The sequence below is a fragment of the Chlorobiota bacterium genome (assembly GCA_016700335.1).
In the GTDB taxonomy this organism is placed as follows: Bacteria; Bacteroidota; Ignavibacteria; order OLB7; family OLB7.
In genome coordinates this window covers 1,140,162-1,161,791 of the sequence record CP065014.1, presented here as the reverse complement: position 1 = coordinate 1,161,791, position 21,630 = coordinate 1,140,162, and the positions used below count along the sequence as shown (strand labels likewise).

Below are 21,630 nucleotides of genomic sequence, written 5' to 3'. Positions count from 1 at the left end.
ACTGGAATTGTGCATTTTGTAATTTCCGAAGTTTTAAACGCCAGAACTTTGTTAGCGTTACAATAGATTTTAACTTTTTTTTATTTTTATTTTAAAATTCAATATTTATGCCTCCAAATCAACTTAAAATAATCATAATTGGTAATGGGAAGTTCTATAAAAGTATAATTAAAACTAATTACTTTAATGTTATTCGATGTTTTAGTAAAACTGAGATTTTAAATTTAGAAAATATTGATTTTGATGTTATTTGGATTCTTACTCAAGATAGGTTGATTGAAGATATTTCTTATAATTTGTCAACTTTAAATGTATCCTTTAAAAATAAAACTGTAATTCATTCCTCAGGATTTACATCTATAAATGTTCTAAAAATATTGCACGATAAAGGGGCATTAACTATTTCCCTTCATCCAAATTTATCATTAACAGGTGAGTTACCAATACCTTCTGATATTGTTTGGAGTTATACTTCAGATAACAAAGAAGAAGCATTTAATGTTGTAAGCAAATTGTTAAATCAATTGAAACCAATCTTGATGTTTTTAGATGATAATTCCAAGATTTTATATCATACTGCTGCAACTTTTGCCTCAAATTTTTCATTGACTTTTTTCAACATTTCTAAAAAATTATTTATAAAAGCAGGTATAAATGAAACTCTTGCCAAGAAAATAGTTGCGTCTTACATGTATGCTAGCATCAACAATTCTTTGATTACAGATTTATTCCCATTAACTGGTCCAATTACACGAGATGATACAAATGTAATTGAAAATCAAATTGCAGTTGTAATGAAGAATTTTCCAGAATACTCAAATTTATTTAATGAATTATTAACAATTACTAAAAATATTTATTACAAAGAAAATAATATTTAATACTTAGATTCTAATTCATCTAGAGCCAATTCCAGTTCACTACAGGTATGAAGATCTCCTAATTTTTTTGCTAACACAATTCCCTTTTTATAAATTAATTCTGCTTTTACTAATTCTTCTAAAATTGCATATACACTTCCTAATTGATAATATGTTGGTAAATACTCAGGATCTAACTCATATAATTTTTCAAAATGATTGACTGATAAAGAGTAATTTTTCATACTCATATATTCCAATCCAACTGCATAACGTGAGAAACTATCTTTTGGATCTTGCTCAATAAATGCAAGCATTTGTTCTAATCTAGTCATAATTTATTTTTGTTCAAATTTTTTTGCAATTATCAAACCATAATTTTTAAGTTTTGTTGAAACTTCTCCATTAATATTTTTACCATTTACCTTTATTAAAAATCTGTACCTAGTAATAATAGTGATAATAGTTTCTTGATTAACTTTGTCAAATTCTTCCAAACCAAAAGTTGATGAATTCTCATTATTAAATGTTTCAATTTTTTTATTATTTTTTTCACTTAATTGATTTATTATCAGAGGCATTGCCAATATTTGATAACTCCCTTCGTTACAACCAATATCAGTAATTGTAATATGAATTCTAGGTGAAAAAGAACTATCATCTTGTTTCCATTCTCTCTCAATACTACTCATTGAAAAACCCATCACAGTTTGGTTTGACCCATTAGGAACACCATCAGGCTTCATACCTTCAATTTCATCTAATAAATAATTTTGTAACTCCTTATAATTCATTGTTATAGTATCTCCATTTGCAACTCTTTCTGAATAGATTTTTTTAGCTTCAGTTGATGAGTTACTAAATTCAGAAATATTTTTTTGGGATTTTTCTAAAGCACTAGTAGCACTTTTAATAGCATTAAAGTTATCATTAATTTGTTTAGGTTTTTCAGAACAATAGATGTTCAAGAAAATTGATATTATAAGAAATATATTGTTGATTTTCTTTTTCATTAATTAATTCATTAATTAATTTATTAATTAAAATATTTTACTAATTTTAAGATGCTAACCAACCGCCATCAATAGTAAGAACATGACCAGAAACATAATTACTCATTGAAGATGACAAAAATTGAATAGATCCTTTAATATCATCAATTTCACCCCAACGACCTAAAGGAATTCTTTGGGAAATTAAATTAAATCTTTCTTGATCTTTTTGAATTTCATTAGTTGCATCTGTTAAAAAATAACCTGGTGCAATTGCATTTACATTTATTCCGAATTTACTCCATTCATTTGCTAAAGATTTAGTTAAACCAACAATTGCATGTTTTGAAGCAGTATATCCAACAACATTTAAACCTCCACTAAATGATAATAATGAAGCAATATTTATAATTTTACCTTTTGTTTTATTTAATATCATACTTTTACCAACTGCTTGTGCTAAAAGAAATGTTGCATTTAAATTTGTATTAATAACATCATTCCAATCATTCAATGAATAATCTTCAGCTTTAGATCTCCTAATAATTCCAGCATTGTTTATAAGAATATCAATGTTCCCAAATATATCTCTAGATTCTATAACTATATTATTCAAATCATTTAGATTCGATAAATCATATTTAATAACATGAGATTTAACCCCTAAATTATTAATTTCTTCAGATTTTTTTTCTAACAATCTCTCATTTCTTGCAACTAAAACAATATTGCAACCAGCTTCCGCTAACGCAATACTTGCAGCGGAACCTAACCCTTTTGATGCACCTGTAACGATAGCAGTTTTATCTTTTAAATCAATTTTTATCATTTACAAATATACTTTAGTTCAAATTCTTGTAATTAAATTATAATTTATAGATTGAATATTCTATAAAACTAATCTAATATTCTTTTTACTTTATGTATTTTATTTGTTAAAATTTCTTTCATTAAAGTCCTAATAATATTTTGAACAAAATCTATGACAAATTTTGAACTTCTAAATAAAATTGTATTTATTTTAATTGTGTTTCTAATCTCAATTACTATTACAGGTTGCCCTCAAATGATTGAGAAAACTATAAGTAAAACTATACCTGAAAATCCAAAAGAATACAAACCAATTTATATGACTCAAACAACTAAATTTGTTAATATGTTAGATAAATACAAAGAACAATTTAAAGCATATAATTTATTAAAAGCTAAATTGACTGAAGGACAAAAAGACTCAATAAATTCTTATTTAAAAACACCACTAAATTTTGATGTTAGAAATGTTGATGATAGAAATTACCCAATTCAAATTGAATTAAAATCCTTTGTTTATGACTCATCAGGTAAGTTTGTTATGGGTTTAGCACCTCCTTATTTTAATGGATTAGAAGATTACAAAAATTATTGGATAAGTTTAACAGACTCTTGTAATGGTAACTCATACAATATTAAAGATTTTCAAGTTGAAGAAGTCCGTGAAGATAAGAGAGAACCATATTCAATTTCATTTGTATTAGATCATTCAGGATCAATGGGAGATACCAGAATTCAAAATCTAAGAGAATCTGTTAAAAGAATATTAGGTCTAATTAAAAAAGGGGATTATATTTCAGTTAATCAATTTAGTGGTGAAACTTATACTGAAGTTTCATTAACAGATGATAGTAGTAAGTATAAAAATGAATTTGAAATTGATAATTATTCAATAAATTTTAGTATGAATACTACAATAATTAACAATAAAAATAAAACAAATCAGAATCCTAAAAATAAAAAAATATTAAAAGGAGGAACTGCTCTTTATGATGCTGCCATTGAAGGAATGAATGAAATTTCTAAAGCCCCTAAAAATTGCAAACGTGTTTTGATTCTATTTACTGATGGAGAAGATAATGCTTCCAAAAGTAGATTAGATGAGGTACAAAGTTTAGCTAAAAAAGAGGATGTTTTAATATACTCTATTGCTTATGGAATGGTAGATGAAGAAATTCTAAAAAATTTAGCCGAGTATAATGGTGGGAAAATGTATAGAATTTATTCCAATAAAGAATTTGCTTTTGTGTTCGCTGATATTTACAGAAGACTTAATAATTATTATAAAATTACATACAAACCAGAACCTTGTAACGGCTTACATTACGCAATTCCAAAACTTTCATTCCCAGATTTCGATAATATAGTTTTAACTGATACTGCTATATATGACAAAACAATCTTTACACCATTTGATACAATTGGATCCATATTTTTTGCAAATATTGAATTTGAATTTAATAAATCAAAAGTTAATGATAACTCAATAATATATATTAATGAAATAGTTAATTCAATGAAAAAATACCCAAAGTTATCGTTAGAGATTAGAGGTCATACTGATGATATTGGAGGGGATGAATATAATTTAAAACTATCAACTGAAAGAGCTAATGAAGTTATGGATTTATTAATTAATCAAGGTATTTCACCAACTAAATTAATTGCAAAAGGGTTCGGAAAAACAAAACCACTTAATCCAAATGATAATGATGAAAACAGAAAAAAAAATAGAAGAACAGAGTTTGTTATTTTATCTAAATAATTGTAGATTTTTTATCAACTATGAAGTTCTTCCAAATCTTCTATCTAGTTCTGATAATTCTATTTTAGTTACAATAGGTCTGCCATGTGGGCAAACATAGGGCATTGAAGTAGCAAAAAGTTCGTCAATCAAAGTACGTTGTTCTTTTTCAGTTAATTTATCTCCAGCCTTAATTGCACCTTTACAACCGAAACTTGCTGCAATCATATCTTTTGAATCACTTTCTCCCAATTGTTCATATTCAATATATTGTTGGATTATTTCTCTGAAAATTGTAGTTTCAAGTCCTGGACGTACATCATTTGGAACTCCTATTATTTTGATTTTACCAGAATCAGATAAATTAAATTCAAATCCTAAACCAAGTAAATACTTCCTTAATTCTCGAACTAATGCTTGTTCAACTGGAGTAAGTGTTAATTCTATTGGAAATAAAAGTTGTTGTGACATAGGGATTGCTGAATTCATCATTTTTAGAGCTTTTTCATAAAGTATTCTTTCATGAGCAACATGCTGATCTATTATCATCAAACCGCTTCTAATTTGAGTTAGAATATATTTATTATGAAGCTGTAGTATCCATCCTCTATCGGCTTCATTATCAGATCTGCTAGATTCTTGAAAGAAAATCCTTTCAGGAGAACTGATTAACAAATCATCTTTTAATTTTTTATTTGTATTTGTGCTATTTTGAAGAACATTATTATTCTGCAACTCATCAAACATTTTTCTAACTAATTCACTTCCACCTGAAAACGATTTACCTTCTTTGAGATTGAGTTCATCATTTTGAAATTCATTAATTTGTTTAAATGCAGTATCATTACTATTATTCTCAAAAGCAGGTAAAGAGTATTTTAAAGCAGCTAATACTCCTTCACCAGTTTCATTAAAGTTTATATTTAATGTCGGAGTTAAATTTAATGATTTTAAAGCTAACCTTGTACCTTCTTGGAGTAATTTATAAATATAGGTTTCATCATCAAACTTAACTTCAGATTTTGTTGGATGAACATTAACATCTACTTTTTCTGGATCAATTTGAATAAATAAAATATATGGTGGATAACTTTGGGCATCTAATAAATGTTCGTATCCAGTAAAAACGGCATGTGATAAATTTTTACTTGAGATATATCTTCCATTCAGAAAGAAATATTGATCTGCTTTAGTTCTCTTTGAAAAGTTTGGTTTTCCAATATATCCTGTAACTGTTATTCCTTCTCCACTTGTTTGATATGGAATTAACCCTTTTATAAAATCGACACCATATAAATCATTAATTCTATCATCTAAACTTTTGGATTGTAAATTTAATATTAATGTATCATCATCACTAAAAGTAAAAGTTACATTAGGATAACACAATGCAAATTTCTGAATAACTTCTGCAACATGTTTAAATTCTGTTGAGTTTGCTTTTAAAAATTTTCTTCTAGCTGGAACTGAAAAAAATAAATTTTTAACTGATATGGTAGTACCTTTCTCACAAGAAATTTTATCAACTTCAATTATTTCACCATTATCTATTTTTACAATTGTACCTAAATCTTCTCCTTCAATTCTAGTTTTTAACTCAATCTGAGCTACTGAAGCAATTGCTGCTAAAGCCTCACCTCTAAAACCTAATGTTATAATTCTATCTAAATCTTCTGAAGTAAATATTTTGCTAGTTGCGTGCCTTTGAAAACAAAGTTTAGCATCCTCTTCATTCATCCCAGAGCCATTATCACGAACAAACATTAGAGTTTTGCCTGCATTTTTTACAACAATAGAAATTTCAGTTGCTCCAGCATCTATAGCATTTTCAACTAATTCTTTTATTGCACTTTCAGGTCTTTGAACAACCTCTCCAGCAGCAATTTTATTTGCTAATGAATCTGGTAATTTGTGTATAAATGACATAAAACAAAAATAAGGAATTACTTACATAGAAATTTGTTTACTAAAGCAACAATTATAAATCCTAATTAAAATCAACTTTTAGAAGCTCAATTTTTTTTTATAAATTTTATTGAAGAATTAGATCTGATGAAACAAAGTAATCAACTATAAAAAAATTTTAGTTTTCTAAAACTTTAGATTAATACCTATAGTTGGTAAAATTGGCAACATATTTACATCTCTGTATTTTAATTCTGCTGTTTTTTTATCAATGAAATAATTCCTAGAAAGCATATTACTATGATTATAAACATTAATAATATCTAAATAAAGTGCCCAATTTAAACCAAACCAGTTTCTGTAAAATGTTGCTCTCATATCTAACCTATGGTAAGCATTTTTTCTTGCAGAATTAATATTTTCAATTCCACCTTTATCCGATATCAATAGAGATTCGGAAAAGATATTTGTAGCTATAACTGGAATTTTACTACCATTTGAATCTATACTGGAAGTTATTCTAGGTTTAATTCCAATAGCAGGAGTATAAGGGAATCCACTACCATATTGGAAATTTAGTCCTACTTCAAGCCAATTATTAAATTTATAATTTGATACGATATTAATAGTATGCCTTTGATCAAAATTAAAAGGAATTACAACTCCGTCTCTAATTCGTTCAGTAAAAGCAAGAGAATAACTTACCCAGCCATTTAATCTATCATCATCTCCATTCGAGATTTTTTGTAGGAATAGTTCAATTCCTTTAGCCTCACCAATTGCTCCATTAATAGGAATTGATGTTATTGAATCACCAATTTCAGCTCTTGGTTTGCTCCATCCGCTAGCATAATTTAAAGCTGAATCTTTTCCAATTGGATCAACAATATATTTAGTCCCAATTACTTTTTTAGGAATTATTAAATTATAAAACTTTTTATAATAAGCTTCAATCTTAAATCGTAAATTATCACTAATGGTTTTATCCAAACCTAACACATAATGTATTGATTTTTCAGCATCTAAATTCTGAACAGCTGGATCTGATAAATCATAAAAATTTTGTCCATCAAGTTGCTTTTCATAACCAGGAGATTGGTAATATATTCCAAAAGCAGCTCTTAAAGTTGTTAAATCATTAATGGCGTAACTTGCTGATAATCTTGGAACTACATAAGATTTATTAATTAGTTTATAATAATCAAATCTTGCACCAAGGTTTACATAAAAATTATCTATTATTGGTAATTTATCTTGAGCATACAAATGCCACCGATAATAATTCAAATCATTACCTACATCAGATGGTGCCCTGCCCCCACCATTTGCTGAAACTAATGCTTTAAAAGTTGAGTCTCTTTCAATTTTAAATTCTACAAAAGTTCTCATCAAATCTGCACCAATGCCAAACTCAATCAAATTATCATTTAGTTTTAAATTAGTTTCATTGTTAAATGATTTTTTTTGAAAAGTGAAACCAGCATTACCACTTAAAGTTAACAGCGGTAAATTATTTCCATCAATTCCTCTTTTTTTTAATGAATCTTGTAGTGATTGAGGAAGTGACTTTATTAGCTTAGCAGCACTATCACGAGTTACACCTTGACCATATAAAACCTCACTACCCCCAGAACCACCAAATTCAGTTATACCACTGTTTTCATACCAATTAAAACTAGTTTTATTGAATAGTTTTTCAGTTGGATTAAATCTCCATTGAACTCCTAATGTGGTGTTAAAAGACTCATCAGTTATTGAAATTGAATCAAGCCTTTCCCTTCCAGAACCTGATGAAATTTCTGTACCATCCCTGCTACTAAGTCCATTAATTACAATGCTGTTGTAACTATTTGGTCTTATTAATATTTTTCCTTGAAAATCTCTAAAATTTGGTAATGCTACATCTCCATCCAACAGTTTTGAAGATTTTAAAATTGGACCTGCAATTAAATCGTAATATGTTCTCCTTGTTGAAAACAACCAACCACCATTTAAACCGAAGGGTATTTTACCTTCTATAATCAAATTGGCATTTGTTAGAGAACTATTTATAGTGCCTTCAATAGTTCTATCCCTGTCACCTTCTTTATTCACAACATCTAAAACCGCAGAAAGTCGATCACCATATTTAGCAGGAAATCCACCAGTAAGAAGTGTTATATCTGTAACAGTTTCTGGATTAAACATTGAGATAAAACCATACAATCTATAAGGATTAAATACCTCAATATCATCCAATACAATTAAGTTTTGATCAGGACCTGAACCCCTAACTACAAGTTGAGAAGTGAAATCACTTGGTGAAAGAATTCCTGGTAAAGCTCTTAATGACCTCATTACATCTTCAGCTGCACCTGGTAAATATTTTGCATCTCTTGGCTCAATTTTGGTAATACTTGTAAATGTATTTGATTTATCTTGTTGGATAGATTTTGCATTTACTTGAATTTCCTTACCTTGCTTTACAGTTTCTTTTAAGAGAATTCTTAAATTATCAATTGTATTTTCATTTAAAATAACTGGTATCTCTGTTAGCTCAAAACCAATAGCTTTAACAATTAGGATATAATTTCCAATCGGAACTTTATCAATTTTAAACCCACCATTAATTTTAGTTATTGCTCCTAATTTTGCATCTTTAAGTTGAACTTTTGCTCCAATAATTCCATTTTTGTTATCATCTAAAACTACTCCTTCAATTTGATTTGTTTGTGTTTTACCATAAGAGTATAAACCAACAAAAATCAATAACATACTATTTACAAACCTCATATTTTACAATTTTCCTTTTGATTTAAAAAAACTATTTAACATTTTTAACAATTAACTTTATTAATTTAAAGAAGGATTTTAAGCATTTAAATTGTAAATTAAATTAACTATTAATTTTTTGTGGATTGTTTTTAAGATTTTGTAAATTAGTAATTCCATTTATAAATAAATGTTATTAAACGATTAATAATTTACCAACACTAAACTTTAAAACTAAAACATAAACTTTTTTCATCTTTTTTTATGAAATTATTTCTGGTTTTCTCTTTACTTTTTTCATTTAATTCTGTTTTTGCTAATTCACAAGAATTAACTGATTCTGTTAAGCAGCTTGATACTAATTTTTCAAGAAGAATTATCAGAACTTTTGATACTTCATTAATTGATTTTAATAGCACTTCTTATAATTATAAATTTAGAATTCCAGCTCAATCAAAATTAAATCCTATTGGAACTAGAGAAAATAAAGAGGGTAAAACTGAATGGTTTAACTATATTTTAAAGGGAGGATTAGGGGCTATGAATATCCGATATTTTACTGAACAACATTTAATACCAAAGGATTATAAATTGTTAGATAGTATCCATTTTTTTGATTCTACAGGTATTTTGTTAGGAAATAGAAAATCATTTCAAAGGACTTTTTTACTTAGAGACTACACCGTTCAAATTGAGTTTCAATTAACTGAATTAGGTCTAACTGAACTACAAAGCAAACTTACAGCAATTTTTGACAGCTTTATACCAACACCAGGTTCTTCAAATATTATGCAATCTTGGAGGTATGGTCGTGATCCTAAAAAGTATCAAAAAGGACAGTTTGGTGAGTAACCTTTTAAATATAAGTATTGTAATTTAAAATTTATTTTAATAATAATTTAGTTAACATATAAAATAAATTTTTTTGATTTTAATTCAGAATAAGTTAACTTGTACATCATTTTAATAAACTTATAGGTGCTTTTTTGAAATTATTTATTTTAGTCTTTTTTGGTATGTTGGGTTGTCAAATAATCTTTGCACAAAAGGTTGACAGTTCAAAAATTACTTGGATAGAATATGTTCAGCGTGTGGAAAGTAGAAAAGGATTTTCTATAAAATTACCTATAGAAGCAAAGTTAGATTCATTAAAAAGTGGTTGGAATATTAAGGGACAATTTGAAAAAAGAGTTTATATAATTCCTAATGCTGGAGAATATAGATTTACTACATTTATTTCAGATAAACCTATACCAGACAGTACAAAAAAATTTGGTAGTTTCATATATTTTGATAAAGATTCAAATAGTTTAACTGGTACTATTATTAAGCGTACATATTACACTCCAACAAGAAATACCTTGATTGAAATAATTCCATATGGAATTAGAATGCAGAAATATATTGATAATAAGGAAATGTTTTTTAGAAGTTTCAAATGGACAGCTGGTTCAAATTCAAAGAGTATAAATGTTGCGAAGGGAAATTCAACAACTGAACTTAAAAACAAAAATGATTTAGGAAGTCAACCTGGTTATATACCTTACGACTTATTTTTAAAAAAGGATTCTATTGTAAATAAAATTAATAAATTAATGGTGGAATATTCATGGCGTTACTCAAACTAGATAATGTAACAATGAAATTTGGTGGGTTAACAGCTGTTGGTAACTTAACTCAAGAAATTCCTATGAATTCACTTTATGGAATTATAGGACCAAATGGAGCTGGTAAAACAACTGTGTTTAATATGATTACTGGCGTTTATAAACCAACAGAAGGTAATGTAATTTTTAATGATAAATCGATTATTGGTTTAAAACCTTACGAAATTGCCGCTAATGGAATTGCTAGAACTTTTCAAAACATTAGGTTATTTACATCACTTTCAGTTTCAGATAATGTTAGAGTTGCATTAAATAATAAAGGTGTAAATAATTTAACAAATTCTATTTTACAATTTAAAAAATATTCAAATCAAGAAGATAAATTCCAAATTGAAATTGACAATTTGTTAGAGATGTTTTCATTATTAAAATTTAAAAATGAATTAGCAAAAAACTTGAGTTATGGAGATCAAAGGAGAGTTGAAATTGTTAGAGCATTAGCAACAAACCCTAAGTTACTTTTACTTGATGAACCTGCTGCAGGAATGACACCAACTGAAAAAGTTGAGTTAATGAGTTTAATTAGATTTTTAAGAGATAATTTCGACTTAACTATTGTATTAATTGAGCATGATATGAAAGTTGTTATGGGAGTTTGTGAGCAAATTACAGTTATAGATTATGGAAATAAAATTGCTACAGGAACACCATTTGAAATTAAATCAAATCCAATTGTAATTCAAGCATATTTAGGAGAAGTAACTAACTAAAACAATAAATCAACAGTCATAATTTTAATGTGAATTCAATAGAACTTTTACATTTTTTACAACATATTTAATCAAATTACAATAAACTATTAAATCATTTTATGAAAAGGATAATCTCAATTTTCTCAGTATTTCTATTATCAATTGTAGTAACTAAATCACAGACTAATTATGGAGACATTAATGCAACTGATTTTTTAACTATAGGTTTAGGTGGTAGTATTGGTTATTCAATGGCTACAAATACTCCACCTACTGGTTTAAAAGTTTCTCCTAAATTTGGAACCCAATTTGGATTAGATTTAATTATGCCATTTTCAAGAATGTTAAGTGGTGGATTATCAATTGGATTGGATAATAGAGCTACTGGTATATTTGAAAATAGTGATAACAATAACACTATTAACAATCAACTTAATTATATTTCTATTTTCCCTTTTCTTAAAATTAGCACTTTAATTATTGGTGTTAATTTTGGCTTACCAAAAAGTGGGAAATTTACTGTAAATAGAACCTCAGCTTCAGAGATTTCAACTGATTATTCAGATGAAGATGTTAAAAGCGTTGATATGATGATTGAACCAAGATTAGGTGCAGTTGCACCACTTTTAGATGAAGAAATTGGTTGGTTAGGATTAACTTTTTCCTTAGGATATTGTATAAATAAAATTTACAAAGAGAACCAAACAGGTGCATTAGTAGCATTAACAAACTTAGATAAAAAATTTGATGGGAATTTAGCCTCTGCTCACTTAGGTCTTACATGGCAATTTAGAATTCCAGGGGTAGAAAGGAGTAGAAAATATTAAACTGATATTATTGGTTACAATTTTAAAAATTAACTTTATATTATTTACTAACAAATTTTTGTAAGTTTATATTGTAAAGTTTTTTTTATGAAGTTAACTTCTATTTTAATTTTATTATTTCTAATATTAAGTAATAAATCATTTTGTCAATTAACATTTCCAAAGTTAAACACTACTAATTATTCAGTTTTAATTGGTATGGATTTTTATGCTAATTTATCTATCTCCTTAGATTTAAAAGATAGTTTGCTAACAGGAGATTTTGGAATTGGAGGATATAAACTTGGATTTTTTACAGCAATACCTTTATCTAAATATAGTAAAGTAAATTCAACAATTTATTTTGGCTTTGAAAATTTAAAAGGTAAATGTTATAGGATATTCTTTCCAGATTCATCAATTGAATTTCAAATCAAATACCTATATATTTACCCTCAAATTAATATTGATAGGTTGATATTAGGAGTTAATTTTAGTTTTCCAATTGAAACATCTTTTAGTTCTAATTTATATAATTTAAATAATATACATTTGGAAAAAATGGCTATTAGAATTGAACCGATTATAGGATCAACTTTATGGAGGATAATCGATAATAATTTGGTTCAAACAAAGTTGAATTTTAACTTTGGATTTCCAATTAACAACTTGTTTTTAAATGATATTAACCTTTCAAATTTTAAATTCAATAGTAAGATATTTAATGCGAACATATCTTTACAAATTGGATTTAAGTTCTGAAGTTTTTGTATTAAATACTATCTTAAAGTAATTTATTAAATCATAAAATTGTTTAACAAATTTAATTTGGTTTTTGTGTTATCTTTGATTACATTTACAAGTACTTTTTCTCAAAGAAGAACTACTCCAGACATGCTTGGTACCTATTATCCTACAATTGGAGTGGATATTTCTGGAGGTGCGTTTATGTCTATGAATAATCCTGATTCATTTTATTTTAATGATGGGTATATAGGTAAATTAAGAATTGGTTTAATTAGCCGATTTCCACTTTATAAAACTAAGAAATTAGCTTTAGGTTTTGGAATTTATTATGATGAAAGAGCAATAGCTTCAATTAAATTTAATAACTTTGATACAATAGCTCAAATAAACCCAAAATACATAACTTTATTCCCTTACATTTCATTAGAAAGATTATTTGTTGGAATTAATATTGGAATCCCAGTTTCATCCAAAATTCATACCTCCTTTACAGATAAAATTCTTGATGTTGATGTAAAAAATATGAACCTTATGATTGAACCAAGGATTGGATCAATAATATCATCAATAATTAATAATAAATTTGGTTGGTTAAACTTGAATTTTTCAATTGGTTGTAGTATAAATGAAGTGTTTAGTCATGATATCCAAATTTGTAATAGTGTTTTTAATGGACAAACTGCATCTGTTCATTTAGGTTTATCTTGGCAATTTGCTATCATTCCTTCTGATTCAACTTCAGATAGTACAAAAATTATTCAATCGGGATCAGGATTAAATGTCAAATAAATTTTCATTAGTAACTGTTTAATTTATTAAATTATTATTTAAAGTAATTTTTCAAAATTCATTTTTATATGTTGGGTTATATTTTTTCTTTTTTATGATCTTGTAAAATTCCCTCTCTTTGATATAAACTTAAACCTTAAATTTGTGAATTAAAATTTAATATTTAATTCCTCTCTAATTTTATTCCCAACTTTTAATTTTATGAATAAATTTTGTTTACTTATTGCACTTGTTGCAGTAACTATTACTTCCTGTACAAAATCTGGAGGTGATTCTCCAACAGAATCTAAGACTATTAAGATAGGTCATTATGCATCATTAACTGGAAAAGAAGCAACTTTTGGAACTGAAGTAGATGCTGGAGTTAAAATGGCAGTTGATGAAATAAATAAATCTGGGGGATTAGTAGGAAAACAAATTGAATTAATTACTGAAGACACTCAATCAAATCCTCAAGGAGCTGGTAATGCGGTTGAGAAATTAATTGGCAATGATAAAGTAATTGCTATAATAGGTGAAGTGGCTTCTGGAAGATCCTTAATTGGTGGTCCAATTTGTCAAAGAAATAAGATTCCAATGGTTTCTCCTGCTTCAACAAATGAAAAAGTAACTCAAACAGGTGATTATGTATTTAGGATTTGTTATATCGATCCTTTCCAAGGAAGTGTTTTAGCAAAATTTGCATTTGATAATCTTCATAAGAAAACAGCAGCTGTATTAAAAGATAATGCAAATGCATATTCTGTTGGTTTAACTGCTAACTTTACAAAGCAATTTAGTTCAATGGGTGGAAATATTGTTGAAGAACAATCTTATCAAGGTGGTGAAAGCGATTTTAAGGCTCAATTAACTGCAATTAAAGCAAAAAATCCAGATGTAATTTTTGTTCCAGGGTATTATACTGAGACAAGCTTGATAGCTGTTCAAGCTAGAGAGTTAGGAATTAAAGCACCTTTATTAGGAGGTGATGGTTGGGATTCTCCTGTACTAACTCAAGGTGCTGCAAAGCAAGCATTAGAAGGTTCTTTCTTTACAAATCATTATTCAGAAGAAGATACATCTACTATAGTTAAGAATTTTATTTCTAAATTTACATCTACTTATAGTGGCAAAACTCCAGGTGCCATGTCCGCATTGGGTTATGATGCAATGATGATTATTGCTAAAACAATTAAAGATGGTGGTTCTGCTACATCTGAGGTGATTAAAAACGGGATCACGAACCTTAAAAATTATCCTGGAATTACTGGAAACATAACAATTGATGCTAACAGGAACGCAAATAAATCTGCTGTAGTTTTAGAGATTAAAAATGGGAAATTCACTTATAGTACAACAGTTGCTCCATAATACTACCAGTTTTTTTAGATTTATAAATCAACTATTTACATAATTTTTTTAATTGTTGATATTAATTACCAATTAGTAATTTATGAATGAATTTTTACAACAGATAATAAATGGAATTTCTTTAGGTGCTATTTATGCACTTATAGCTTTAGGCTATACTTTAGTGTTTGGGGTATTGCGTTTTATTAATTTCGCCCATTCTGATGTTTTTATGGTTGGTGCTTACATAGGTTATTATAGCATTCCAAGAATTACTAATACATTCGGAGAAGGGTCAGTTACATCTATTATAGTTCTAATTATTACAATGATTGCTTGTGGGCTATTAGGGATGTTAATTGAGTATCTTGTATATAGACCATTAAGAGACAGACCTAAATTAACAGTATTAATTACTGCAATTGGGGTTTCACTTTTCTTAGAATATACTGGTCAGTTACCACAAGTATTTGGTGCAGATTATAAAACTTTCCCTACATTGATTCCAAATACTGTACTTTTTAACTTAGGATCAATTCCAATTTCATTACAACAAACAGTTGTAGTATTTGTGTCTGTTGGTTTGATGTATGTGTTAAGAATTATAGTTATGAAAACCAAAGTTGGTACTGCTATGAGAGCCGTTTCTATGAATTTGAATGCTGCATCATTAATGGGTATTAATACTAATAGAATTATAACTTTTACTTTTTTTATTGGATCTTCATTGGCAGGTGCTGGAGCTATTTTATTTGCTTCAACTTATCCAAAAATTAACCCTTTAATGGGTGTTCTTCCAGGTTTAAAAGCCTTTGTAGCAGCTGTTGTGGGTGGCATTGGTAATATTCCAGGAGCAGCATTAGGTGGGTTTTTAATTGGAATTGTTGAAACACTAACTGCTGGTTATATTTCACCTACATTTAAAGACGCTATTGTTTTTTCATTACTTATTATAATATTATTATTTAAACCATCTGGGTTATTAGGAAAAGCAGCATCTGAAAAAGTATAATTTTAGTTCTAATTTTTGTTTGAAATGGATTTTAATCTAATTCAATTTTCTAATTTTTTATATGCGGTACATTTTTTTAATTTTTTCTATTATTGGAATTATAGTTTTATCATTTGGTTTTGATATGCTTGGATCTTATAATGGTAGAATTGTAATATATATAGGTATTTCAATGATATTGGCTGTTTCTTTAAATGTAGTTAATGGATTTACAGGACAGTTTTCCTTGGGACACGCCGGATTTATGTCAATAGGTGCTTATACTTCGGTAGTTTTTTCAACTATGTTATTACCTAAAGTTTTGGGAACTTCACTCGAAGGAGGTTCACAACATTTTGTCTTGCTAATTTCTTTACTTGCAGGTGGAATTGCTGCTGCTATTGCTGGGCTTTTAGTAGGTATTCCATCTTTAAGATTAAAAGGAGATTATCTTGCAATAGTCACCTTAGGGTTTGGAGAAATTATAAGGGTTGTTATACAAAATATTGATTATCTAGGAGGTGCTTTAGGACTTGCAGGATTACCTCGATATACTAATTTTTTATGGATTTTTATCACACTTGCAATTGTTGTTTTTATTATACAAAACTTAATGCGTTCTACTTATGGTAAAGGTTTTTTAGCAGTACGTGATGATGAAATTGCTGCAGAAGCAATGGGAATAAATACTACAAGGTACAAAGTAATAGCTTTTGTTATTGGTGCATTTTTTGCTGGAATTGCTGGTGGATTGTATGGTAATTATAATGGATTAATTTCTCCTGAAGATTTTGGATTTGTTAGAAGTGTAGAAATTGTTGTAATGGTTATAATGGGTGGTATGGGCTCCACTTATGGTGTTATGGCTGCGGCTGCATTGCTTACTTATTTACCTGAATGGCTTAGAGGAATTAAATTTGGTAGTGTAAATTTAGGTGATTTTAGAATGTCTATTTATTCTTTAGCTCTTATTATTTTGATGTTAACCAGACCTCAAGGTATATTTGGAAGTTTTAATTTAATGAAAATATTTTCTAAGAAAAAATCAGATTTTAAAAAAGCATAATAAATGAACCAACAAGATTTAATAATTTCCTTACCTATATTAATTGTTAGCACTTTTGCTGTTATAGTAATGGTATTAGATGCTTTAGTAAAAAATAGTACTAAATTATGTACTTCAGTTTCGGTTATTGGATTATTGTTAACATTAGCATCAGCTTTTATGAATATTAACCTTACTGGAATTGCAATGAATGGTATGGTTAAGACTAGTAGTTATAGTATAATTTTTGATTTTGTTTTTTGTATTGCTGGAATTATTACTATTCTTTCTGCAAAAAACTATTTTGAAAAATTCAATGGTATTCTCGATGAATTCTATACAATTGTTTTAATGTCAATATCTGGTATGCTTATTATATCTCATTCAAACGACTTGATAATGATTTTTATAGGTATTGAAATAATGTCAATTTGTTTTTATGTATTAACAGGAATAATTAAAAAGGACCTTAAGGGAAATGAATCGTCTGTTAAATATTTTTTGTTAGGTGCGTTTGCTACAGGATTTTTAATGTATGGAATTGCATTGTTATATGGCTCTTTTGGTTCTACAAATTTTACCCAAATAAGTGCTAATTTTTTTGAAAAATATTCACTTCTTACAATTTGTGGATTTTCATTAATTATAATAGGTTTTAGTTTTAAAGTAGGTATTTTTCCTTTTCATCAATGGGTACCAGATGTATATGAAGGAGCACCAACAATTGTTACAGGTTTTATGAGTACTGCAGGTAAAGCAGCCGCTTTTAGTGGGTTTGTTGGTGTTATGTCTGTAATTTATCCAAAATTAAATTCAACAGATTTAACTTTAGTAATTGCAATTTTATCTGCCATTACAATGTTATCTGGAAATATTTTAGCTTTAAGTCAAACAAATATTAAAAGAATGTTAGCTTATAGTTCAATTTCCCATGCTGGTTATGCTTTAATGGGAATTGCATCTGGAAATAAAATGGGATATATTGGGGTTCTGTATTATATGTGTTCTTATTTGTTTATGCAACTTGGAGCTTTTGTTTTAATAGGAAATTTAGAAAATATTAAAGGTGAATATATTCAAGTAAAAGACTACATAGGTCTTGGAAAGACTAACCCAGTAATAGCCCTAATCTTATCATTGTTTATGCTTTCTTTATTGGGAATACCACCATTTGCAGGATTTTTCGGTAAGTATTACTTATTCCTTTCAGCAATTGATTCAGGTAGAACGTGGTTAGCTATTGTTAGTGTAATCTCATCTATTATTTCAGCTTGGTTCTATTTAGGTATAATTGTAAATATGTTCTTTAAATCAAATGAATCAAGTTTAGAGCAGGCTAGAGTAATTAATTATTCCAAATTAGTTTTAGGTGTATTAGTTTCTGGTTCATTGGTAATAGGATTTATTCCTGAGTTAATTCTAAGTTGGACTAAATAAATTTTTAATAAAAAGTATTTATACAATTAAAATTCTTAATAAATCTAATATAGTTCGAATTTATTTTACAATACTAATAGTAAATGATTTTTACAAATAATTATAAACTGGAAAGTTAAATATATAACAACTAATAATCAATTTAAAATTCAAAATGGCAACAGTAGCAAAAGTAACAGAAGTAATTTCATCTTCAACTATAAGTTTTGATGATGCAATAAGCGGAGGAATTGAAAGAGCTAACAAAACTCTACATAATATAAGAGGTGCATGGGTTAAAGACCAGAAATTAACTGTTAATGAAGGTAAAATAACAGAATATAGAGTAACACTTAAGATAACCTTTGTTTTAAATTAAACATTTGTAATGTACTAAAATTAATTAAGCGAATAAGTAAAAATCCCTACAATTTTAAATAATTTGTAGGGATTTTTATTAATAAATAATTCTTACAATTTGGAGAGCACTTATTTTTACATTAAGTATATAAAAGTGATCAAATTATTTGCATCATTTGTAAGTTTACTAATTTCTATATTAAAAATTACTTTAACTAAAAATCAATTTTTAACAAGTATATTAAACATTTAATAACTTTAATTAGAATAAATCAACTCTAAAAAAAACAGAGTGCAAACAATAATGCACTCTGCTATATATAAAAACAAGAAAGTTTTAATTTGGTACGTTTGGAGTATCGTTTTTATCTAAATCAATTCCCAATGTAAATCTTAAAGTATTTGCCAAAGGATGTGCAGTTTCTATTGTGTTAATATAACTAAAATCAATGCCATATATATCATACCTTAATCCAGCTCCAAATGTTAAAAATTTTCTGTTTCCACCAGCAGCACTCTCAGTAAAGTAACCAGCACGTAACGCAACTAATTTCTCATACCAATATTCAGCACCTAAAGATAATTCAACACCCTTTCCATTCCCCCAAGAAGTCCATAATGATTTAGGTACAGGATCTACCAAGTCTTTAGAAGGACGATTAACTAAAAGTTTGGTTATATCTGCACCTATGGTCATATCATTAAATTCATCTTGTAATAGATGGAATGCTATTCCTGTTCTCAAAGTCGTTGGTAATGGATCTGCTTGAGCAATATCAATATAGAAAATCTTTGGTCCTATATTTGTAAATGTTGCACCAACTTTCAAAGGTTTTTCTGGAAAACCATCGATTTTTAAATTTGGATTCCAAAGCACACCTAAATCAAAACCAACACTGGCACCACTACCGCTTTGTTTTTCTTGACCAACTCCAATGCTTGATAACATAGAGTTAATAAATCTACCTTGAATTCCTGCTCCAAATTCATCAGAAAGTTTTGTAGCAAAACCAACAGCGAGTGCATATTCAACGGATCTAAATTTTTCTCCTAAAGCACCATTTTCAAAAGTTCTTTGAAATTCACCTAAATCTAAGTATGTAAATTCACCAGACAATGTACCACCTAAACTTGGCATATAAGTACAACCAGTTAAATAACCGTAATGCAAATCTGCATTAAATTGAGGCAACCATTTTGAATAAGAAAGACCAACTTTAGTATGATTTTGGTATGCTAAACCAGCAATATTATAATGTGTAGAATGCTCATCATCGGCTATTGCTGTACCCATTTCGCCCATACCTCCATATCGGGCACTTGGTGCAATTAATAAAAATGGAACTGCTGATCCGCCAGTTGTTTGAGCTTTAATTTCTATATTTGATAAACTAAAAAAAATTAAAGGGATTGTTAAATAATTAACAAACAAATTAAGCTTAAAATTAATATTTTTCATTTTTGATTGAAAAAAAATAGATTTGTAGAAAACTTTAAATTTCCTACAAAAAGTCTAATTAAATGATAAATGTTAGGACAGTGTAAAAATGTAAAATTTAAAGCTATAGTTTATTAAAAATTTAAGTATTAAGAATAATTAATTTTATACTAGCAAATATATAACATTGTAATAAAAAAATAAGTAAAAAATAGTAACTATAAAAAAAATATAAATATTAGTTTTAATTTCAATCTAAAGCCAACCTTCCTTAGTATACCAATTTATAGTTCTTTCAACTCCTTCTTCTACTGTAATTTGTTGTTCATACCCAAAATCGTTCTTTGAGTCTATAACACTACAAATCCAAAAAGGTTGCGTAATATCTTTTCCTTTTTCAAAATCAAAAATTGGTGGTTTCTTTTGGAACCTTCCAATAAAATCACTAATTGCAGCAGCTACATAAACGACTGCATGAGGGGCATGAATGTAACGAGCTCTTTTCCTTCCTAAAACTTTTGCAGTAACTTCTCCTATTTCCTCCCAAGTATAAAACTTATTGGATGATATAAAATAACTTTTACCATTGGTATTATGAGATTCACCAGCTAGAATAATTCCTCTAACTAAATCATCTTGATGAACTAAACTAATTAATTTCTTACCAAATCCAATTATTGGTGCAAAACCCGATTTCTTCATTGTTTGAAAAAACGATAGAACTCCTATGTCTCGTTCTCCATAAACTGCTGGGGGTCTAACTATAGTACATGGAATCAAATTCATAACGTTTAATACTTCTACTTCAGCAGCAAGTTTACTTTCACCGTAAGTTGTAATTGGGTGTGGTTTTGTATTACTATCAACTGGGTGTTTTGAATCAAGTGCAGGACCAATAGCAGCTAAACTTGAAACATGAATAAATTTTTTAATATTTATATTATGTTTTATTACTGCAGATAACATATTTCTAGTTGATACTTGATTGCCGTCAAAAAATTCTTTCCGATTTTTTGCAGCTACAACACCCGCAACATGATAAATATAATCGACATCTTTTACCGCTGCTTCTAAAGAATTAAGATCCATGAAATCACCATAAACATATTCTATTGGCAGATGGTTTATATATTTTAGATTTGAAGTTGAACGACAAAAAACTCTAATATCGTACCCTTTTTTATAAAGTTGTTCAGTTAAATGACTACCTATAAATCCAGTTGCTCCTGTAATTAAAACTTTCATTAATACTTATATTATTTACTAAAATATACTTGGGAAATTAATT

General features: G+C 27.8%; 20 protein-coding genes. 13 read left to right on the top strand and 7 right to left on the bottom strand.

Annotated elements, in window-relative coordinates; all coding sequences use genetic code 11:
* Nucleotides 1–107 precede the first annotated feature (107 nt).
* On the top strand, nt 108–881 hold the full coding sequence (locus IPP08_04680; GenBank protein ID QQS67466.1) for a DUF2520 domain-containing protein: 774 nt from the start codon (nt 108–110) through the stop codon (nt 879–881).
* Here the strand turns inward: IPP08_04680 and IPP08_04675 are convergent.
* From IPP08_04675 to IPP08_04665, 3 genes are read right to left on the bottom strand one after another with little or no spacing between them, the layout of a single operon-like run.
* On the bottom strand, nt 878–1,195 hold the full coding sequence (locus IPP08_04675) for a tetratricopeptide repeat protein (protein ID QQS67465.1): 318 nt from the start codon (nt 1,193–1,195) through the stop codon (nt 878–880). The two genes, IPP08_04680 and IPP08_04675, sit on opposite strands and share 4 nt — an antisense overlap.
* A 3-nt stretch (nt 1,196–1,198) precedes the next feature.
* A complete protein-coding gene (locus IPP08_04670; protein QQS67464.1) occupies nt 1,199–1,873 on the bottom strand; it encodes a hypothetical protein in 675 nt (224 codons plus the stop codon).
* Nucleotides 1,874–1,919: 46 nt separating this feature from the next.
* Nucleotides 1,920–2,681 (bottom strand): SDR family oxidoreductase, encoded by a 762-nt coding sequence (locus IPP08_04665; GenBank protein QQS67463.1) that lies wholly within the window; start codon nt 2,679–2,681, stop codon nt 1,920–1,922.
* A 153-nt stretch (nt 2,682–2,834) separates the two neighbouring features.
* On the opposite strand from IPP08_04665, the gene IPP08_04660 reads away from it, so the two are divergent.
* Complete coding sequence (locus tag IPP08_04660) at nt 2,835–4,427, top strand: OmpA family protein (protein ID QQS67462.1); 1,593 nt, start codon at nt 2,835–2,837, stop codon at nt 4,425–4,427.
* A gap of 18 nt (nt 4,428–4,445) precedes the next feature.
* On the opposite strand, the gene mutL is transcribed toward IPP08_04660, so the two are convergent.
* Together mutL and IPP08_04650 are read right to left on the bottom strand one after the other, a co-directional pair.
* Nucleotides 4,446–6,332, bottom strand: a complete 1,887-nt coding sequence (mutL, locus tag IPP08_04655) for a DNA mismatch repair endonuclease MutL (GenBank protein ID QQS67461.1) — start codon at nt 6,330–6,332, stop codon at nt 4,446–4,448.
* A 165-nt stretch (nt 6,333–6,497) separates the two neighbouring features.
* Nucleotides 6,498–9,065, bottom strand: a complete 2,568-nt coding sequence (locus IPP08_04650) for a TonB-dependent receptor (protein QQS67460.1) — start codon at nt 9,063–9,065, stop codon at nt 6,498–6,500.
* Nucleotides 9,066–9,326: 261 nt separating this feature from the next.
* On the opposite strand from IPP08_04650, the gene IPP08_04645 reads away from it, so the two are divergent.
* The 11 genes from IPP08_04645 (at nt 9,327) to IPP08_04595 (ending at nt 18,923) form a co-directional block, all read left to right on the top strand.
* Nucleotides 9,327–9,914 carry a hypothetical protein gene (locus IPP08_04645; GenBank protein ID QQS67459.1) on the top strand — a complete coding sequence of 196 codons (588 nt, stop codon included), beginning with the start codon at nt 9,327–9,329 and terminating at the stop codon, nt 9,912–9,914.
* 134 nt (nt 9,915–10,048) lie between these two features.
* The gene (locus tag IPP08_04640; protein ID QQS67458.1) at nt 10,049–10,690 is read left to right on the top strand and encodes a hypothetical protein; all 642 of its coding nucleotides are present in this window, start codon (nt 10,049–10,051) and stop codon (nt 10,688–10,690) included.
* A complete protein-coding gene (locus tag IPP08_04635; GenBank protein QQS67457.1) occupies nt 10,672–11,439 on the top strand; it encodes an ABC transporter ATP-binding protein in 768 nt (255 codons plus the stop codon). The genes IPP08_04640 and IPP08_04635 overlap by 19 nt, the downstream gene beginning before the upstream one ends.
* 101 nt (nt 11,440–11,540) lie before the next feature.
* Nucleotides 11,541–12,248, top strand: coding sequence for a hypothetical protein (locus tag IPP08_04630; GenBank protein QQS67456.1), 708 nt, complete (start codon nt 11,541–11,543; stop codon nt 12,246–12,248).
* 87 nt (nt 12,249–12,335) lie between these two features.
* The gene (locus IPP08_04625) at nt 12,336–12,989 is read left to right on the top strand and encodes a hypothetical protein (GenBank protein QQS67455.1); all 654 of its coding nucleotides are present in this window, start codon (nt 12,336–12,338) and stop codon (nt 12,987–12,989) included.
* Between the two features lie 48 nt (nt 12,990–13,037).
* On the top strand, nt 13,038–13,763 hold the full coding sequence (locus IPP08_04620; protein ID QQS67454.1) for a hypothetical protein: 726 nt from the start codon (nt 13,038–13,040) through the stop codon (nt 13,761–13,763).
* A 201-nt stretch (nt 13,764–13,964) separates the two neighbouring features.
* Nucleotides 13,965–15,113 carry an ABC transporter substrate-binding protein gene (locus IPP08_04615; GenBank protein ID QQS67453.1) on the top strand — a complete coding sequence of 383 codons (1,149 nt, stop codon included), beginning with the start codon at nt 13,965–13,967 and terminating at the stop codon, nt 15,111–15,113.
* 82 nt (nt 15,114–15,195) lie between these two features.
* Nucleotides 15,196–16,104: a branched-chain amino acid ABC transporter permease gene (locus tag IPP08_04610; protein ID QQS67452.1), complete on the top strand. Its 909-nt coding sequence runs from the start codon at nt 15,196–15,198 to the stop codon at nt 16,102–16,104.
* 61 nt (nt 16,105–16,165) lie between these two features.
* Complete coding sequence (locus IPP08_04605) at nt 16,166–17,149, top strand: branched-chain amino acid ABC transporter permease (GenBank protein QQS67451.1); 984 nt, start codon at nt 16,166–16,168, stop codon at nt 17,147–17,149.
* Between the two features lie 3 nt (nt 17,150–17,152).
* A complete protein-coding gene (locus tag IPP08_04600; protein ID QQS67450.1) occupies nt 17,153–18,565 on the top strand; it encodes an NADH-quinone oxidoreductase subunit N in 1,413 nt (470 codons plus the stop codon).
* Between the two features lie 154 nt (nt 18,566–18,719).
* Nucleotides 18,720–18,923 carry a dodecin domain-containing protein gene (locus IPP08_04595; GenBank protein QQS67449.1) on the top strand — a complete coding sequence of 68 codons (204 nt, stop codon included), beginning with the start codon at nt 18,720–18,722 and terminating at the stop codon, nt 18,921–18,923.
* Between the two features lie 318 nt (nt 18,924–19,241).
* Here the strand turns inward: IPP08_04595 and porV are convergent, their stop codons facing one another.
* Nucleotides 19,242–20,363, bottom strand: a complete 1,122-nt coding sequence (porV, locus tag IPP08_04590) for a type IX secretion system outer membrane channel protein PorV (GenBank protein ID QQS67448.1) — start codon at nt 20,361–20,363, stop codon at nt 19,242–19,244.
* A 234-nt stretch (nt 20,364–20,597) separates the two neighbouring features.
* Nucleotides 20,598–21,587, bottom strand: coding sequence for an NAD-dependent epimerase/dehydratase family protein (locus tag IPP08_04585; protein ID QQS67447.1), 990 nt, complete (start codon nt 21,585–21,587; stop codon nt 20,598–20,600).
* Between the last annotated feature and the right edge of the window lie 43 nt (nt 21,588–21,630).

What these genes read in the sequence shown, in the direction of transcription:
- IPP08_04680 (QQS67466.1), top strand. Translation starts at nt 108, where the DNA reads ATGCCTCCAAATCAACTTAAAATAATCATAATTGGTAATGGGAAGTTC.
- IPP08_04675 (QQS67465.1), bottom strand. Translation starts at nt 1,195, where the DNA reads ATGACTAGATTAGAACAAATGCTTGCATTTATTGAGCAAGATCCAAAA.
- IPP08_04670 (QQS67464.1), bottom strand. Translation starts at nt 1,873, where the DNA reads ATGAAAAAGAAAATCAACAATATATTTCTTATAATATCAATTTTCTTG.
- IPP08_04665 (QQS67463.1), bottom strand. Translation starts at nt 2,681, where the DNA reads ATGATAAAAATTGATTTAAAAGATAAAACTGCTATCGTTACAGGTGCA.
- IPP08_04660 (QQS67462.1), top strand. Translation starts at nt 2,835, where the DNA reads ATGACAAATTTTGAACTTCTAAATAAAATTGTATTTATTTTAATTGTG.
- mutL (QQS67461.1), bottom strand. Translation starts at nt 6,332, where the DNA reads ATGTCATTTATACACAAATTACCAGATTCATTAGCAAATAAAATTGCT.
- IPP08_04650 (QQS67460.1), bottom strand. Translation starts at nt 9,065, where the DNA reads ATGTTATTGATTTTTGTTGGTTTATACTCTTATGGTAAAACACAAACA.
- IPP08_04645 (QQS67459.1), top strand. Translation starts at nt 9,327, where the DNA reads ATGAAATTATTTCTGGTTTTCTCTTTACTTTTTTCATTTAATTCTGTT.
- IPP08_04635 (QQS67457.1), top strand. Translation starts at nt 10,672, where the DNA reads ATGGCGTTACTCAAACTAGATAATGTAACAATGAAATTTGGTGGGTTA.
- IPP08_04630 (QQS67456.1), top strand. Translation starts at nt 11,541, where the DNA reads ATGAAAAGGATAATCTCAATTTTCTCAGTATTTCTATTATCAATTGTA.
- IPP08_04625 (QQS67455.1), top strand. Translation starts at nt 12,336, where the DNA reads ATGAAGTTAACTTCTATTTTAATTTTATTATTTCTAATATTAAGTAAT.
- IPP08_04615 (QQS67453.1), top strand. Translation starts at nt 13,965, where the DNA reads ATGAATAAATTTTGTTTACTTATTGCACTTGTTGCAGTAACTATTACT.
- IPP08_04610 (QQS67452.1), top strand. Translation starts at nt 15,196, where the DNA reads ATGAATGAATTTTTACAACAGATAATAAATGGAATTTCTTTAGGTGCT.
- IPP08_04605 (QQS67451.1), top strand. Translation starts at nt 16,166, where the DNA reads ATGCGGTACATTTTTTTAATTTTTTCTATTATTGGAATTATAGTTTTA.
- IPP08_04600 (QQS67450.1), top strand. Translation starts at nt 17,153, where the DNA reads ATGAACCAACAAGATTTAATAATTTCCTTACCTATATTAATTGTTAGC.
- IPP08_04595 (QQS67449.1), top strand. Translation starts at nt 18,720, where the DNA reads ATGGCAACAGTAGCAAAAGTAACAGAAGTAATTTCATCTTCAACTATA.
- porV (QQS67448.1), bottom strand. Translation starts at nt 20,363, where the DNA reads ATGAAAAATATTAATTTTAAGCTTAATTTGTTTGTTAATTATTTAACA.
- IPP08_04585 (QQS67447.1), bottom strand. Translation starts at nt 21,587, where the DNA reads ATGAAAGTTTTAATTACAGGAGCAACTGGATTTATAGGTAGTCATTTA.